This window comes from Kitasatospora sp. NPDC053308, assembly GCF_055585785.1.
This window is the reverse complement of sequence record NZ_JBVJJY010000016.1, coordinates 154329-168459: the sequence shown is the minus strand read 5'-3', so window position 1 is coordinate 168459 and position 14131 is coordinate 154329. Positions and strand designations below refer to the sequence as shown.

15 protein-coding genes and 3 tRNA genes are annotated in these 14131 nt (G+C 74.0%); 8 read left to right on the top strand and 10 right to left on the bottom strand.

All coding sequences use genetic code 11. From position 1 onward, the window contains the following. Positions 1-49 precede the first annotated feature (49 nt). From ACZ6Y7_RS29335 to ACZ6Y7_RS29320, 4 genes are all read left to right on the top strand, one after another. Positions 50-877 carry an NPP1 family protein gene (locus tag ACZ6Y7_RS29335; protein WP_465760960.1) on the top strand — a complete coding sequence of 276 codons (828 nt, stop codon included), beginning with the start codon at positions 50-52 and terminating at the stop codon, positions 875-877. Between the two features lie 162 nt (positions 878-1039). Further along, entirely contained in the window at positions 1040-1837 is a 798-nt protein-coding gene (locus ACZ6Y7_RS29330; protein WP_465760959.1) for an NAD-dependent epimerase/dehydratase family protein, read from the top strand. A gap of 69 nt (positions 1838-1906) precedes the next feature. Beyond that, a complete protein-coding gene (locus ACZ6Y7_RS29325) occupies positions 1907-2443 on the top strand; it encodes a kinase (protein ID WP_465760958.1) in 537 nt (178 codons plus the stop codon). Between the two features lie 78 nt (positions 2444-2521). Continuing rightward, entirely contained in the window at positions 2522-3013 is a 492-nt protein-coding gene (locus ACZ6Y7_RS29320; protein WP_465760957.1) for a helix-turn-helix domain-containing protein, read from the top strand. A 69-nt stretch (positions 3014-3082) separates the two neighbouring features. On the opposite strand, the gene ACZ6Y7_RS29315 is transcribed toward ACZ6Y7_RS29320, so the two are convergent. Next, positions 3083-3685, bottom strand: a complete 603-nt coding sequence (locus ACZ6Y7_RS29315; RefSeq protein WP_465760956.1) for a ClpP family protease — start codon at positions 3683-3685, stop codon at positions 3083-3085. A 1-nt stretch (position 3686) separates the two neighbouring features. Then, positions 3687-4325: an ATP-dependent Clp protease proteolytic subunit gene (locus tag ACZ6Y7_RS29310; protein WP_402214526.1), complete on the bottom strand. Its 639-nt coding sequence runs from the start codon at positions 4323-4325 to the stop codon at positions 3687-3689. Between the two features lie 237 nt (positions 4326-4562). On the opposite strand from ACZ6Y7_RS29310, the gene ACZ6Y7_RS29305 reads away from it, so the two are divergent. Continuing rightward, the gene (locus ACZ6Y7_RS29305; RefSeq protein ID WP_465760955.1) at positions 4563-5147 is read left to right on the top strand and encodes a hypothetical protein; all 585 of its coding nucleotides are present in this window, start codon (positions 4563-4565) and stop codon (positions 5145-5147) included. Between the two features lie 119 nt (positions 5148-5266). Here the strand turns inward: ACZ6Y7_RS29305 and ACZ6Y7_RS29300 are convergent. The 3 genes from ACZ6Y7_RS29300 to ACZ6Y7_RS29290 all read right to left on the bottom strand — a co-directional run bounded on the left by ACZ6Y7_RS29300 (position 5267) and on the right by ACZ6Y7_RS29290 (position 5584). After that, positions 5267-5349 (bottom strand) — tRNA-Tyr (locus tag ACZ6Y7_RS29300). Positions 5350-5353: 4 nt separating this feature from the next. Then, positions 5354-5438, bottom strand: a tRNA-Ser gene (locus ACZ6Y7_RS29295). 73 nt (positions 5439-5511) lie between these two features. Then, a tRNA-Arg gene (locus ACZ6Y7_RS29290) sits at positions 5512-5584 on the bottom strand. 642 nt (positions 5585-6226) lie between these two features. Between ACZ6Y7_RS29290 and ACZ6Y7_RS29285 the strand changes: the two genes are divergently transcribed. Further along, the gene (locus ACZ6Y7_RS29285) at positions 6227-8002 is read left to right on the top strand and encodes a hypothetical protein (RefSeq protein ID WP_465760954.1); all 1776 of its coding nucleotides are present in this window, start codon (positions 6227-6229) and stop codon (positions 8000-8002) included. A gap of 66 nt (positions 8003-8068) precedes the next feature. On the opposite strand, the gene ACZ6Y7_RS29280 is transcribed toward ACZ6Y7_RS29285, so the two are convergent. Further along, complete coding sequence (locus ACZ6Y7_RS29280) at positions 8069-8935, bottom strand: LysR family transcriptional regulator (RefSeq protein WP_465760953.1); 867 nt, start codon at positions 8933-8935, stop codon at positions 8069-8071. Between the two features lie 168 nt (positions 8936-9103). Here ACZ6Y7_RS29280 and ACZ6Y7_RS29275 point away from each other — a divergent pair, with 168 nt between their 5' ends. After that, positions 9104-9613, top strand: coding sequence for a nuclear transport factor 2 family protein (locus ACZ6Y7_RS29275; protein ID WP_465760952.1), 510 nt, complete (start codon positions 9104-9106; stop codon positions 9611-9613). A 151-nt stretch (positions 9614-9764) separates the two neighbouring features. Here the strand turns inward: ACZ6Y7_RS29275 and tgmC are convergent, their stop codons facing one another. The 4 genes from tgmC to ACZ6Y7_RS29255 all read right to left on the bottom strand — a co-directional run bounded on the left by tgmC (position 9765) and on the right by ACZ6Y7_RS29255 (position 13548). After that, on the bottom strand, positions 9765-10907 hold the full coding sequence (gene tgmC, locus ACZ6Y7_RS29270) for an ATP-grasp peptide maturase system methyltransferase (RefSeq protein ID WP_465760951.1): 1143 nt from the start codon (positions 10905-10907) through the stop codon (positions 9765-9767). Then, positions 10904-11875 carry an ATP-grasp ribosomal peptide maturase gene (gene tgmB, locus ACZ6Y7_RS29265; protein ID WP_465760950.1) on the bottom strand — a complete coding sequence of 324 codons (972 nt, stop codon included), beginning with the start codon at positions 11873-11875 and terminating at the stop codon, positions 10904-10906. Before tgmB ends, tgmC begins: the two co-directional genes overlap by 4 nt. Position 11876: 1 nt before the next feature. Then, positions 11877-12149, bottom strand: a complete 273-nt coding sequence (tgmA, locus tag ACZ6Y7_RS29260; RefSeq protein WP_465760949.1) for a putative ATP-grasp-modified RiPP — start codon at positions 12147-12149, stop codon at positions 11877-11879. Between the two features lie 475 nt (positions 12150-12624). Continuing rightward, positions 12625-13548: a S41 family peptidase gene (locus ACZ6Y7_RS29255; protein ID WP_465760948.1), complete on the bottom strand. Its 924-nt coding sequence runs from the start codon at positions 13546-13548 to the stop codon at positions 12625-12627. A gap of 58 nt (positions 13549-13606) precedes the next feature. Between ACZ6Y7_RS29255 and ACZ6Y7_RS29250 the strand changes: the two genes are divergently transcribed. After that, positions 13607-14131 carry an ArsR/SmtB family transcription factor gene (locus ACZ6Y7_RS29250; protein ID WP_465760947.1) on the top strand — a complete coding sequence of 175 codons (525 nt, stop codon included), beginning with the start codon at positions 13607-13609 and terminating at the stop codon, positions 14129-14131.

The window sequence follows — 14131 nt, the reverse complement described above, 5'->3', positions numbered from 1 at the left end:
GCCGCCGGCCACCGCCGGCCGGCCCGTCCGATGAACAGTGAAGGTGACGATGGAGAACTTCTCGAAGCGGGGCCGTGCCGCCACGGCCGACCGCAGTGCCCGTACCCGCCGCCGGATCGCCACGCTCGTCGGCGGGAGCGCCCTGCTGCTCACCCTTCCCGGGCAGGTCGCGCAGGCCGACTCGCTGCCGAACCTGCCGCAGCGGGCGGGTGGGTACGAGGCGTCGTTCTCGCCCGCGTACGACTACGACACAGACGGCTGCTACGCGGTCTCCGCGATCGCCCCGGACGGCACCCTCAACCCGGGCCTGAAGGTGGCGGGCGCCGTCAACGGGAACTGCCGGGACAAGTCCGACCTGGACCGCTCGCAGACCTACGCCCGGTCCAAGTGCAACAACGGCTGGTGCGCCATCGTGTACGCCAGCTACTTCGAGAAGGACCAGACGATCGACGGCGGTGCGGCCGGCGGGGGCGGCCACCGGCACGACTGGGAGCACGTGGTCTCCTGGGTGAAGCAGTCGTCGAACCAGGTGGAGTTCCTGACCGTCACCCAGCACAGCAGCCAGCACACCTACCCGCGTTCGGACGTGCGGTTCGACGGCAGCCACCCCAAGGTCGTCTACCACAAGGACGGCCCGGGCAGTCACCTGTTCCGGCTGGCCAACGGCAACGACGAGCCGCCGGAGAACCACTACCACAACTGGCGCCAGCCCCCCATCGTGGACTGGAACGGCTGGCCCAGCACCTGGCTGCGCGACCGGCTCAACAACGCCGACTTCGGGTCGGCGACGATCAAGACGACCGACAAGGACGACCGCTTCCGCAACCTGCTCAACGCCTCCAAGCCCGGCGGCATCCCGTTCAACCCCTGGGCCTGACAGCGCGGTTGCCGCCCGGGCCCGGTACTTCCCCCGTGCCCCGGGCCCGGGCGGCCGCCGAAACCGCGCCGCTCGTCGGCGGTGCGTCAGGTAGCCTCGCACGGCGCCGGGTCCGGGCATCGGGCCCGCATCGGACGACGAGGAACCCTGGAGACGCGACAGATGGTGAACCAGCCGGGTCTGGTCCTGCTCACCGGTGCCGCCGGCCGCATCGGCACCTGCCTGCGGGAGTCGCTGCCCGCCCTCGGGTACCGGCTGCGCTGCTTCGACCGCCTCCCGGTGCCCGGCGAGAGCGACGCGGTCGTCGCCGACCTGCGGGACACCGGGGCTCTGGCGGCGGCGATGGACGGCGTCGACGCGGTGGTCCACCTGGCCGGGATCCCGGGCGAGGCGCCGTTCGCCGACATCCTGGCCGCCAACATCGAGGGCACCTACCGGCTCTACGACGCCGCCCGGGCGGCGGGCGTGCGGCGAATCGTCAACGCCAGCAGCAACCACGCGGTGGGCTTCACCGAGCGGCCCGCCGACGGCGCCACCGTGCCGGTGGACACCCCGCAGCGGCCCGACACCTACTACGGGCTGTCCAAGTGCTTCGGCGAGAACCTCGCCTCGCTGTACGCCGACCGGCACGGGATCGAGACGGTCTCGCTGCGGATCGGCTCCTTCTCCCCCGAACCCCGCAGCGTGCGGATGCTCGCCACCTGGCTCAGCCCGGGCGACTGCACCCGGCTGGTGCACGCCGCCCTCACCGGGCCGGTGGCCGGCCACACCGTGGCCTACGGCATCTCCGCCAACACCCGGGCCTGGTGGGACCTCACCTCCGCCCGCGCCCTCGGCTACCGCCCCCAGGACGACGCCGAGCCCTTCGCCGCCGCCCTGATCGCCGAACACGGCGAACTTCCCGCCGACGACCCGGAGTTCCGCTACCTCGGCGGGCGCTTCACCCAGACCGGCCGCTGACCGCACCCGCCCGTGGACAGCGCCCGCACCGGGGTGTGGGGCGGCCGCCGCGCGGGAACGGTCCGCGGCATGACGGGCGATCCCGACACGGTGCTGGTGGTGGTGCGCGGGCCGAGCGGCGCGGGGAAGTCGAGCGTCGCCGCACGCCTGCGGGCCGCGTACGGGCGCGGCCTCGCCGTCGTCGCCCAGGACGTGCTGCGCCGCGTCGTCCTGCGCGAGCGCGACGTCCCGGGCGGGGCGAACATCGGGCTGATCGACGTGGTGGCGCGGCACGCCCTCGACCACGGCTTCCACGTCGTGGTCGAGGGCATCCTCGACGCCGACCGCTACGGCCCCATGCTGACCCGGCTCGCCGCCGACCACGCGGGGCGCAGCCACTTCTCCTACCTGGACGTCTCCTTCGAGGAGACGGTGCGCCGACACGCCACCCGTCCGCAGGCCGCCGAGTTCTCGCCCGCCGACATGGCCGGCTGGTACCGGGCCCACGACCTGCTGCCCGGCGGCCTGGAACACGTCGTCGGCCAGGGCAGCACCCTGGACGGCACGGTCGCGCGGATCCTCGCCGACACCGGTCTGACACCGCCCGGCTGGACGCCGCGCCCCTGAACCGGCCGGCCGCGCGGATTCACCGAGGGCAGAACGCCGCTCCCTTCCCCCGGCGCCCGGGATCCCTAGGCTGAAGGGGTGAGCACTCAAGCGCCGAACGAAGCCCGCGTCATCCCCCTGCGGCCGCAGGCCGCGCCGTCCGCGCCCGCGCCCGGGGGTGCGGCCCGCGGCCGGCAGCAGCCGGCCGGGGCCCGGCCGGCACCCGTGCCCCTGCCCGCCCCCGGGCCCGTGCCCGCGCCGCGGGAGCCGCTCTGGCGCGACGTCGTCGGGGACGTGCTGCGGCGTGAACGGCTCGGCCAGGAACGCACGTTGAAGGACGTCGCGGAGGCTGCCCGGATCTCGATGCCGTACCTGTCGGAGCTGGAGCGCGGACGCAAGGAGGCCTCCTCCGAGATCCTCGCGGCCGCCGCCCGCGCCCTCGGGCTCGGCCTCGGCGACCTGCTCTCGCTCGCCCAGGACGAACTGGCCCGCTACGCCCCCGGCCGGACGAGCCCGGCCGGGCGGTCGGGCCTGAGCCGGACGGCCCCCACGGCCACCGCGCGGTACGACGGCCTCTGCCTGGCCGCCTGACCGCCGGGCGGCGGCCGGCACACCCCCGTGGAACCGGCCGCCGCCCGCGGGTCGCGGGGCGCGCCGGAGTCAGGCGGGGGCGAGCCGCCGGTTCAGCACCTCGTCGGCGATCCCGTAGGCGACGGCCTCCTCGGCGGTGAGCACCTTGTCCCGGTCCATGTCCGCGCGCAGCGTCGCCGCGTCGTGGTGCGTGTGCCGGGAGAGCACCTCCTCCACCTGTGCGCGGATGCGGACCATCTCCTTGGCCGCGAGGCTGAGGTCGGAGACCGTCCCCTGCCGCCCGCCGCTGGCCGGCTGGCCGAGCAGCACCCGCGCGTGCCGCAGCACGAACCGCCGCCCGGGGTCCCCGCCGGCCAGCAGCACCGCCGCCGTCGACGCCGCCTGGCCGACGCAGAAGGTGGAGATCGGCGCCTGCACGAAGGTCATCGTGTCGTAGATCGCCATCAGCGAAGTGAACGATCCGCCGGGCGAGTTGAGGTAGATCGAGATCTCGCGCTCCGGGTTCTCCGCCTCCAGGTGCAGGAGCTGCGCGATGACCACGTTGGCGACGCCGTCGTCGATCTCGGTGCCGAGGAAGATGATCCGCTCGTTCAGCAGCCGGCTGAAGACGTCGTAGGAGCGCTCGCCCTGCGCGGTGCGCTCGATCACGTACGGAACGGTGTACGAGCCCATGTCACAGCCCCATCCGTCGGCGCGAGGAGGCCGGGCGGATGTCGGCGAGCGACTCCACCACCCGGTCCACGATCCCGTACTCCCGGGCCTGTTCGGCCGTGAACCAGCGGTCCCGGTCGCCGTCGCGGGCGATCGTCTCCTCGCTCTGCCCGGTGTGCTCGGCGGTGATCCGCTCGATGGCCTTCTTGGTGAACTGGAGGTTCTCCGCCTGGATGACGATGTCCGCGGCGGTGCCGCCGATGCCCGCCGAGGGCTGGTGCATCATGATCCGCGCGTTCGGCAGCGCGAACCGCTTGCCGGGCGCGCCCACGGTGAGCAGGAACTGGCCCATGCTGGCGGCGAACCCCATCGCCAGCGTCGAGACGTCGTTGGGGACGAGCCGCATGGTGTCGTAGATGGCCAGACCCGCGGTGACCGACCCGCCCGGGCTGTTGATGTACAGGCAGATGTCGGTGCGCGGGTCCTCCGCGGACAGCAGCAGCAGCTGCGCGCAGACCCGGTTGGCCGACACGTCGTCGACCTGGGTGCCGAGCAGGACGATCCGCTGGGCGAGCAGCTGCGCGGCGAGCTGGTCGTCGAAGCGGCTGGGCGGGGTGTCGCCCTCCCCCGCGCGGGGCGGGAGCGCGGCCGGTGAAGTCATCGGTCCTCCTTGTCGGGGCTTGTGCCGTCCCCTCCACTGTCCGCCCCGCGGGTGCCCCGGACGGGGTTTGTCTGCCCGCCGCAGATTCGCCACCGGCAGAGGCGCCCGGGGGGCGGGAAGCTGCCGGTGGACCTGCCGCTCGGCGCCCGGCTGCGGGCCTAGCGTGGGGTACGGCGCCGCAAGAGGAACTGATAGACCGTCAATTCATGATGCCCTGAGAGGACTTGAAGACAGACCATGTCCCGACTCCGCTCCCGGGTCGCCGCACTGGCCGCCCTCACCACGATCGCGCTCGGCGCCGTCGCCACCGGCTCCGGCACCGCGAACGCCGCCCCGGTTGCCCCGAAGGCCCCGGTTGCCTCGCCGGCCGCCGCCCCGGCCGTGGCCGCCGCGCTGTCCGAGCCCACCCACATCCCGATGAACAGCGTGCTCAACCGCAACCAGGCCTGGTACTCGCCGGACCGCCACATCATGCTGGCCATGCAGGGCGACGGCAACGTCGTCCTCTACCGCGACACCACCCCGATCTGGGTGGCCAAGGGCGCCATCCCCCGGGGCAACGTCCTGGTCATGCAGGGCGACGGCAACCTGGTGGTGTACGCCGCCGACAACACCCCGCTGTGGGCCAGCAACACCGACCGCAACCCCGGCGCGGAGCTGGCCGTCTACAACGAGGGCGCCATCGCCGTCCAGCTGAACGGCAAGGTCCTGTGGAGCAGCGCCCAGACCGGGCCGACCCTGCCCCCGTGCCCGCCGTGGGGCCCGCCCTACCCGGGCCAGATCACCTACCCGTGGTGCCCGGTCTGGCCGTTCCCGAGCTGACCCCGCCGGGGCGGACGTTCCCCCGGACGACGGCATCCGAACGGCCACCGGGCCCCGGCCCGTACTCCCGCTGCCCCGAGGGGCGGCAGGGGGTACAGGCCGGGGCCCGGTGGCACCGGTGGTGGGCGAGGGCGGATTCGAACCGCCACAGCCGAAGCGGGGGCTTTACAGGCCCTTGGGCTCTCCCGTGCCCAGCTCGCCCTCGGCGGAGAGTGCGCGGATCGAACGCGCGCGGGTGTGACCCCGACGACGGCTTAGCAAGCCGCTGCCTTACCACTCGGCCAACTCTCCCTGCGGTACTGCGCTGTCCTGTGCCGCGCCGGTGTGCGCAGCGCTGGTGTGCGCCGCGCCGGTGTGCGCCGCGCTGCCGGACGAGGATTCGGACCCCGATCGCCTGGTCCGGAGTCAGGTGTGCCTGCCTGTTGCACCATCCGGCGCGGGGCGGCACGCGAAAGGGCCGCCCGGTCGGGGAACGATCCCCGGGGCGGCCCGGCGGGAAGCCGGTCAGCGCGCTACGAGGCCGTTCCCGTGCTCTGGGAACTGCGGTGACGGGAGGAGCGCTGATACGACCGGACGCGGGTGGTGGTGACGGTGTTCACGGTCGTGCTCCTTCCTGGGCCCGTGTGGCGCGATGGGCCCACTGTGCCGCACCCGCCGCGGTGGGGACAACCGGTTTTCCGGGGCCCGAGGTTCAGGGGCTCAGGGGCCCGAGGTTCAGGGGCTCAGGGGCCCGAGGTTCAGGGGCTCAGGGGCCCGAGGTTCAGGGGCTCAGGCGTTCAGGGGTTCAAGGTGCGGTGAAGAGCGGGCGGAGCACCGCCCGGCTTCGGAAGGTGGCCCCCTTCCGTGCCTCTCAGCTGACTGGACGTGTGGCCCCGTCGGGGTTGCAGGCGGATCCGAGAGTTTTCCGTCCCTCGGAGCACCCCCTCCCGCCGGCCCTCGCACCTCCCCCTCGCACCTCCCCCTCGCGCAGTCCCCTCGCACCGCCCCGGACGCCCTTCGCCGGGCGCGCCGTAATCGCGGCGGCGGACGCTCGTTGGGCCGGACGAGACCGCTGCAGCGCGACGGAAGAGGGACCCCGCATGTCCGGCGTAGAGACCAGTCCCGCGACGCGGCGCACGGCCGTACGGCTGCCCCCGGCCCGGCGGCCGGCGCGGGCCGGGGAGGCGGGGCGCCGGGCCGGGCGGTCCCGCCGGGCGTGGGCCGTGGCCGCGGAGGGCGGCACCGCGCTGGCGAGCGGGGTCGGGTTCCTGCTGTGGGCCCGGGGCATCGACGTCGACCCGCTGACCCGCGTCGGGCAGGTCAGCGGCCTCGCCGCGCTCCAACTGCGGGCGGCGGTCGTCGCGTTGCCCGTCCTGGCGGTGGTGCTGTGGGCGGCGCACCGGGCCGGGCCCCGGCGCTATCCGCTGGTGCTGCGCCTGGGCTGCGCGGCGGCGGCGGGGCTCGTCACCGGGCTGGTGGCCGGCGGGATCGCGGTGGCCCTGCACGGCACGCCGTGGGCGCTCGGCGGGCAGGACGGCGACCCGGCCGTGCTGCAGGCCTACGCGATGACGTTCCTGCGCCGGCACGAGCTCCCCCCGGTCTACCCGCCCGGCTTCGTCGTGCTGCTCGCCGAGTGGACCCGCCACGTGCGGCACGGCCACGCCGGATTCGCCCTCCAGGACCTGCAGTTGCTGCTCAGCGCGGTGTTCGGCCCGCTGGCCTACCTCGCCTGGCGGGTGCTGCTGCGCCCGGTGTGGGCGCTGGCCGTGGCGCTGCCCGCCTCGGTGCTGTTCCTCGACCCGATCCGGCCGTACAGCCACCTGGTGATGGTGGTGCTGTTGCCCGTCCTCGGCCTCCTGCTCGCCCGGCTGGCCGCCGTGCACACCCGGTCGCCGCGCGCGGCGGCGCTGTCGGGGGCGGGCATCGGCGCGCTGCTGGGGGCGCTGTTCCTGGTCTACTCGGGCTGGTTCGTCTGGTCGACGCCCGGGGTGCTGGTCGCCGTCCTCGCCCTGACGCCCTGGCGCCGGGGGCGCGCCGCCCTGCTGCGCGCCGCGGTCTTCGTCGGTGCCACCGCGCTCGCCGCCGCCGCGGTCGGCTTCCCGCTGCTGAAGCGGATGGTGACCACCGGGACCTCGACGGTCGACCGGTACGCCTATTCCGACGTCTTCGGCAACCCCGCCTACGTCCTCGGCTGGCGCTCGGACCGCGCGGGCTCCCTGACCGGCTGGGGCAACTGGCCTTCTCCGGGCGAGCTTTCGGGGCAGTCGGCGGTCACCGTGCTGCTGCTCACGGGCCTCGCCCTGGCGCTCGCCCTCGGCCTGCGCCGCCCGCCGGTGATCGCCGCCCTGGCCTGCCTGGGCAGCGCCTGGCTGCTGCGGTTCTGGTTCGCCGCGCACATGGAGCGCGACCAGGCCGTCATGCTCTACCCGCGCACCACCTGGCTGATCCTCTACAGCCTGCTGACGCTGACCGTGCTGGCGGCGATGCTGCTCGGCGCCCGGCTGCGCGCACTGCGCCACCGCCTGCCGCGCCCGTCCCGGCCGCTGCCGCCCTCGCCGGGCCACCGGCTGACCGCCGGGGCGCTGTGCGCGCTGGTCCTCTTCGGCGCGATGGCGGCCTGCTGGTCGGCCGACCGCTACCTGCCCACCGACCCGGGCGAGGGCACCATGGGCCTGGACGCCTGGCGCGCCCACACCCTGCAGCGCGCCGACGGCACCTGCTCCCCCTACGCCCCGGCCGGCACCTGCCGGGCCCCGCAGGCCCTGGACGCGTGGGTGGACTCCCCTCCCGACCAGCTGCTGTGGTGCGGCAGCGTCCCCTTCGACACCGCCCACTGGCGGTCCTTCTGCGGCCGGGACCTCCCGCACCGGGGCTGACCGCACCGGGCCGACCGCACCGGGCGGCTCCGCACCGGGCGCCCGGGCCGGGCGCCCGGGCCGGGCTCAGTGCGGGTCGCCGAGCAGGTCGGCGGCGGCCTCGGCGAAGGCGCGGACGCGGGCGGTGGCGTGCTCCGCCGTCCAGACCAGGCCCCATTCGAGCGGCGGCGCGCCGTCCAGGGGGACGTAGGCGACGTCGGGGCGCGGGTAGTAGCGCCGGGCGTGGGCCCCGACGGGCAGGACCCCTTGGCCGGCCCCGACGAGGGTGAGCGCCTCCTGGACGGTCTCGGCCTCCGGGCCCGGCGTCGCGTCCGCCCGGGGCGACGGCACGCCGGTGCCGTCCGACAGGCGCAGCACCGGCACCCGCGCCAGGTCCTCGACCGAGGCGCCGCCCGGGCGGTCGAAGGGGTGTCCGGCGGGCACGGCGAGCATCCGGGCCTCGCGCACCAGGACCCGGCCGCGGGCCAGGTCGGGCTCGCGCACCGGCAGGGGGACGAGGCACAGGTCGGCCTCGCCCTCGCGCAGCCAGCGGACCGTCTCCGTCGCCCTGGCCTCGCGCAGTCGCACCTCGCAGCCGGGCGCCCGCTCCCGGAACAACTCACCGACGCCGATGAGGAGTTGGCCGGCGGCAGCACCGACGTAGGCGACCCGCAGACTGCCGGACAGGCCCCGCCCGGCGTCGACGGCCCCCTGCAGTGCCGCGCCGACGGCCGCCCAGGCCGGCCCCAGCTCGTCCGCCAACCTCCGTCCCAGCGGGGTGAGTTCGACCCGGCGGCTGGTGCGCTCGAACAGCGCCGCCCCCACCCGCCGCTCCAGCTTGCGGATGGTCTGGCTGACCCGCGCCGTGGACACCCGCAGCCTCTCCGCCGTGCGCCCGAAGTGCAGCTCCTGCGCGAGCGTCAGGAACGCCTCCGCCTCGTACCGCTCGATCACCCGAACCCCCCGTCGTTAAGCCCCGATTCACGATCATTGCGCAGAGGGCCGTTGTTCGCCAACGGTCACGGCGGAAGAGTGGATCGCGTCGAACCGAACCGGCCCGACCGGCCCGAACCGACCCGGACCGTTCCGGGCCGTTCCCCATCCCGTCCCGCGGAGGACACCATGACCGCCCACCCCCTGCAGGCCCTGGCCGCGAAGCCCGACGACACCGCAGCCGTCGTGGCCGAACTGCGCGACCGCGCCGAGATCACCGACGCCCTCTACCGCTTCGCCCTCGGCCAGGACCTGAAGGACCGCGAGCTGTTCGCCTCCGCCTTCACCGCCGACGCGGAGCTGGACTTCCGCCCCGCCGCCGCCCGTTGGGGCGGCGAGCCGCCGCTGATGACCGGCCGGGACTTCATCGTCGACACCATCCTGGCCATGTTCGCCGGCCGGGTCGACACCACCCACCAGGTCACCAACCCCCGCGTCGGCCTCGACGGGGACACCGCCCGCCTCACCGCCCTCGTCGAGGCCCAGCACCTGCTCACCGCCGACCCGGACACCCACGCCCTGCTCAAGAACCCCTACACCGTCGACCTGGTGCGCGACGGGGGCCGCTGGCTCATCCGGCGGATGCGCATCGACAACACCTGGTTCACCGGCGACCCCACGGCGGTCTTCGGCGGCTGACCGCCGGACCCGACGGTCGGCGACCGCCCGCAGGGCCTCGCGCGGCTCGTACTGGCGCTGCAACCCGTCCGGCTCGGCCCGCCACGAAGTCCTGGTGGACGCAGGGGCGAACCGGGGGCCCCGGATCAGCGTCGTCAGCGCCCATCCGCGCTCAGATCGGCAGATCCCAGCCCGGGCCGTCCTCGGAGCCGATCCAGACCCGTTGGCCTGTGGCCGAGACGGTGATCCCGAATCCGTCCTGGTGGGGCTCGCCTGCCTGTTGCCAGGCTTCGACGGCGCTTTCGACCTGGTCCCACAGGCGGAGCGGGCCGCGCTGAATCACGGTCCATCCGCCCTGCGGGTCGGGGATGGTGCGGGCCTGCGAACCGGTGGACACGTCCGACAGGATCTGTTGTCCGCCCGCCCCCATCCGCTCGGCCGACGGCGCGGCGAGTTGGGCGACCCAATTGCCGGTCCACGTGCTGATGACCTCGGGGTTGATCCGGGCCGGTCGCTCGTCACCGGGCAGCAGAGCGAGAGTCTGGCGGGGCGGCCGGTCGTGCGGCCGGGCGATCATGAATGAGGTGTACCCGGGCAGGAAGCGGCCGGTGGCCTCACCGGGGCCGGTTACGGTCAGCAGCGCGAGACCGAACCCGTACGACCACCCGGCGAGGGTGACCAGGATTCGGCCGCCGGGCTTCACCTGGTAGACCCACGGTTGCGGGAGGTATCGGACTGAACAGGTGGCGATCAGCCGGTCGTACTCGCCCCCGTCCGGGTCGCCGAGCAGCCCGTCACCGACGATCAGGCGGGGTGCGTAGCCGGCCGCCTTGATGGCAGCCGCAGCGGCGCCGCCGACGGCCGGGTCGTACTCGATGCTGGTGATGTTGCTGTCGCCGAGGCGGTGCGCGCCGAGGGCGGTCGAGTATCCGGTTCCCGTGCCGATCTCCAGGACCCGGTGCCCGGCTTCGGGGGCCAGCTGCTGCCACATCCGCAACACCAGGGATGGCAGCGTGGACGATGACGACGGGGCTCCGATGGCGGTGCCTTCGGTCACGTCGTCGGGGCGGGTGCGGCCGTCGAGTTGGGTGACGAGGGTCTGATTCGTGTAGACCCCCTCCAGCCAACCGGGCTCGCCCTCGCGGACGGGGCGGTAGCCGGTCGGGTTGCTCCCCTCGACCGGCAGGAAGTAGGCCCCCGTGAACAGCTCCCGCGGAACCGTCCTCGCGGCGTCGATCCACGCGGGATCGGTGTCCGGGTCTTCCTCGGCGAGTCTGTCCGCCAGGGCGGCGCGGAGTTCCGCGGGTGTGGTCATGCGTCGGGGCCTTTCTCCAGCTGGTCGGCGAGGGCATGGGCGATCGCGTCGGTGGTCTCCGCCGGCTGCCATGCCCACTGGCCGTTGGGGTTGCACTCAAGGAAGTGCCAGTCACCCGAACCGGTCACGGCGAAGTCGAAAGCGCCGTACACCAAACCGAATGCGGCAAGGTAGGCGGAGATCGAACGCGCGACCGTCTCCGGCACGGCTACGGGGGTGCAGGTCATCAAATGCTGCCTGTGGCGCCAGTCGAGATCGGGGCTGTCGATCCGGACCCCGAACAACCGCTCACCGACGGCGGTCACACGCGCGTCGAACGCCTTCGCCACCTTCGCTTGGAACAGGTGCGGGCACACGGACACAGCATCGGTGATCTCGGCCGGGTCGACGCCACGTACCCAGACCTGCTGGGCGGTACCCTCCGCATCGCGGTACCGGCTGTCCCATAGCGGCTTGTAGACCGCCCCGCCGGGCTGGTGCGCGCAGAACCGCCGGGCTTCGCGCGGATCCGCCGTGATGACGGTGGCCGGGACCAGGAGCCCGCTCCCGGCTGCCGCAGCGAGCTGCGCCGGTTTGTGCTCGGCACTGCGGATGCGCCACGGATGATTCACGTAGTGGGCATGGGGCAAGGAGGCGAGGATGCCGCCGAAACCCCAGAACGCCTGCGCGGCGGCGAACTTGGCGTCATGCTCGACCAGGCCCGGCGGCGCTTCGTAAGGCGAGGGCCTGCGGACCCATACCGATCTCACGTCGGCCAGGTCGAGAACCCGGCTCGGGGTGCGGAGAACGCCCCGCTGCTCACCCGTGGCGTAGTGGGCGGTCAGCGAGGCGTCTCCGGGCAGATCGGCACCGGGGTCCACCCGGACGACCGGGACTCGGCGCTCAGCCAGGATGCGCAGCACCACATCGGCTGTCACGTCGTAGGTGTTGGTCAGGACCAGGACGGCCCGGTGTCGATCCGGTGCCATGTCAGCCCGTGCCCTGGTCCTGGTCGTTGGCCGGGATGCTGTCCATGTCGGTGGGCGCGTTCTGCCCGCCACCCTGCCCGTCGCCGCCGCCCGTGTGGGTGGGCGTGCTGGTGTTGGTGCTGGTCCCGTGTGCTCCCAGCTCGACCGTGCGGCCGTGTTCGTCCACGATCACGGCGATCTGCGTTTCGGGGTCGATCACGGGCGTGAGGGCGGGGACCGGGGCGGCCTCGGCGTACGGGCCCATGCGGGTAGTACCCCACGGTGCGGTTGCCATCAGTGCTGTTCCTCCGATCGTCGCGGTACAGAGAGGTTCAACAGCTCAGCTTTAAAGCCGAGTTGTCATCCCACCCCGGCCGGCTCGACCTGTCCAGGGCCGGGGGCGGCCGGATCGGAGTCCTGGGGCTCGCTCCGGTCACGGCTGGGGGAGGCACGGCACACCGCGCGCCGGGGGTTGTCGGCGGCGCGTGCTCGCGTGAGCAGAGCGGGCGGTCGAGGGTCGCTACGCGAGGACCCGCTGTCCATGCACCAGCAGCGGCATTCGCGGACCGGACTCACGGGCGGCGAGGCATCGAGTGGCCTGCGTTCGGATCGGCCATCACGACGTGATGGCCCTCGAACTCCGCCAGGACGCTACCGCCCGCCGACGCCGTCGGGGTCGCGGAGCCGCGCGGCGTCGGCCGCGGACCCGCCCTCGGGAGGTCGAACCGGGCGAGCCGCTCCTCGCGGGTCCGGTCGGGAGCGGGCCCGCGTCAGGAACCGGTCTGCGCCAGGTCGGCGGTGGCGAGGGCCAGGGCGTGGTCGAGGGCGTCGCCGGCCGGGCAGGGGACGTCGGGGTGGACGCCGGTGCCTTCCCAGTTGGTGCCGGAGACGGGGTTGAGGGCGCGGGCGACGGGGACGGTGAGTTCGAGGTGGGGGTGGACGGTCCAGCCCTCGCGGGGGTGGGCGCCGCCGCGGGTGGTCTCGCCGACGGTGCGGGCGCGGCCGAGTTGCTGCAGGTCGTAGGCGAGTTCCTCGGCCGCGGAGAAGGTCTCGGCGCCGGTGAGCACGTAGAGCGGCTTGTCGGCGCCGAAGCGGGGGCCGGGGACGAACGGGGGCGTCCAGGACTGCTCGGCCTTCTCGCCCTGCCGGGAGACGAGGGTGTTGAGGTGGGTGCGGCCGTCGAGCAGGTAGCCGCAGACGAAGGCGACGGTGTCCGGGTCGCCGCCGCGGTTGCCGCGCAGGTCCAGGACGAGGGCGCGGGCGGGGGCCACCAGGTTGAGCGCGGCGGCCAGCGGCTGGGCGGCCCAGTCCAGCGGGAACAGGTAGGGCGCGAACTCCACGACGGCGACGCCGCCGTCGAGCAGTTCCACGCGCGGGACTCCGCCGAGGGTCTCGTCGAACTGCCGCCGCATCGCGGTGAGCGCGGCCTCGCCGAGGCCCTGCGGTACGGGCTCGGCGTGGTGCTTGAGGCCCAGGTGCAGGTCGCCGTTGACGGAGCGCAGGTCGGCGGTGACCTCCTCGGCCAACTCCTCGGCGGTTTGGGCCCGGTAGGCGTTCGCGGCGCGGCGCTCGCGCAGCAGGGCCGCCAATCGGTGGGCGACGTCGGGGAAGACGTAGTGCTCGGCGACCAGGTCGGCGATCGACGCGACGACGGCGGCGGTGTCCAGGGCGGGTGGTGTGGCGGTGGTGGTCACGGCAGGGAAGTAGACCAGCGGCTTGCGAAAGCGTCAAGAGCGTTTAACACTTGATGCCGTGAACCGAGGACCGGACGAGGACGTCCAGCAGATCAGTACCCCCCAGCAGCACACCGCGCTCGCCCACCCCCTGCGCCAGCGCCTGCTGTTCGCCCTGAGCGGGCAGCCTTCGACGATCAGCCGGCTGGCCGCGCAGCTGGGCGTGAACAAGGGCAGCGTCTCCCACCACCTGCGGGTGCTGTGCGAGGCCGGACTGGTCCGGGAGGCGGGGACGCGGCAGGTGCGCGGCGGCACCGAGAAGTACTACGGGCGCAGCGCCGAGCGCATGGTCGTCGCCGAGCCCCGGGCCGAGGGCACCGCCGCGATGCTCGGCGCCGTCGCGCAGGAGCTGGACCGCTCCCCCGCCGAGCACCTGCTGTCCCTGCGCCACCTGCGGCTCGGCCCGGCCAAGGCGGCCCGGCTGGCCGAGGCGCTGGAGCGACTGGTCGACGAGGTGGAGGAGGACCCGGACGCGCCGGTGCACGGCCTGCTGGTGACGCTGTACCGGCACGCGGACCCGACCGCCGCCGGGCCCCCGCGCTGA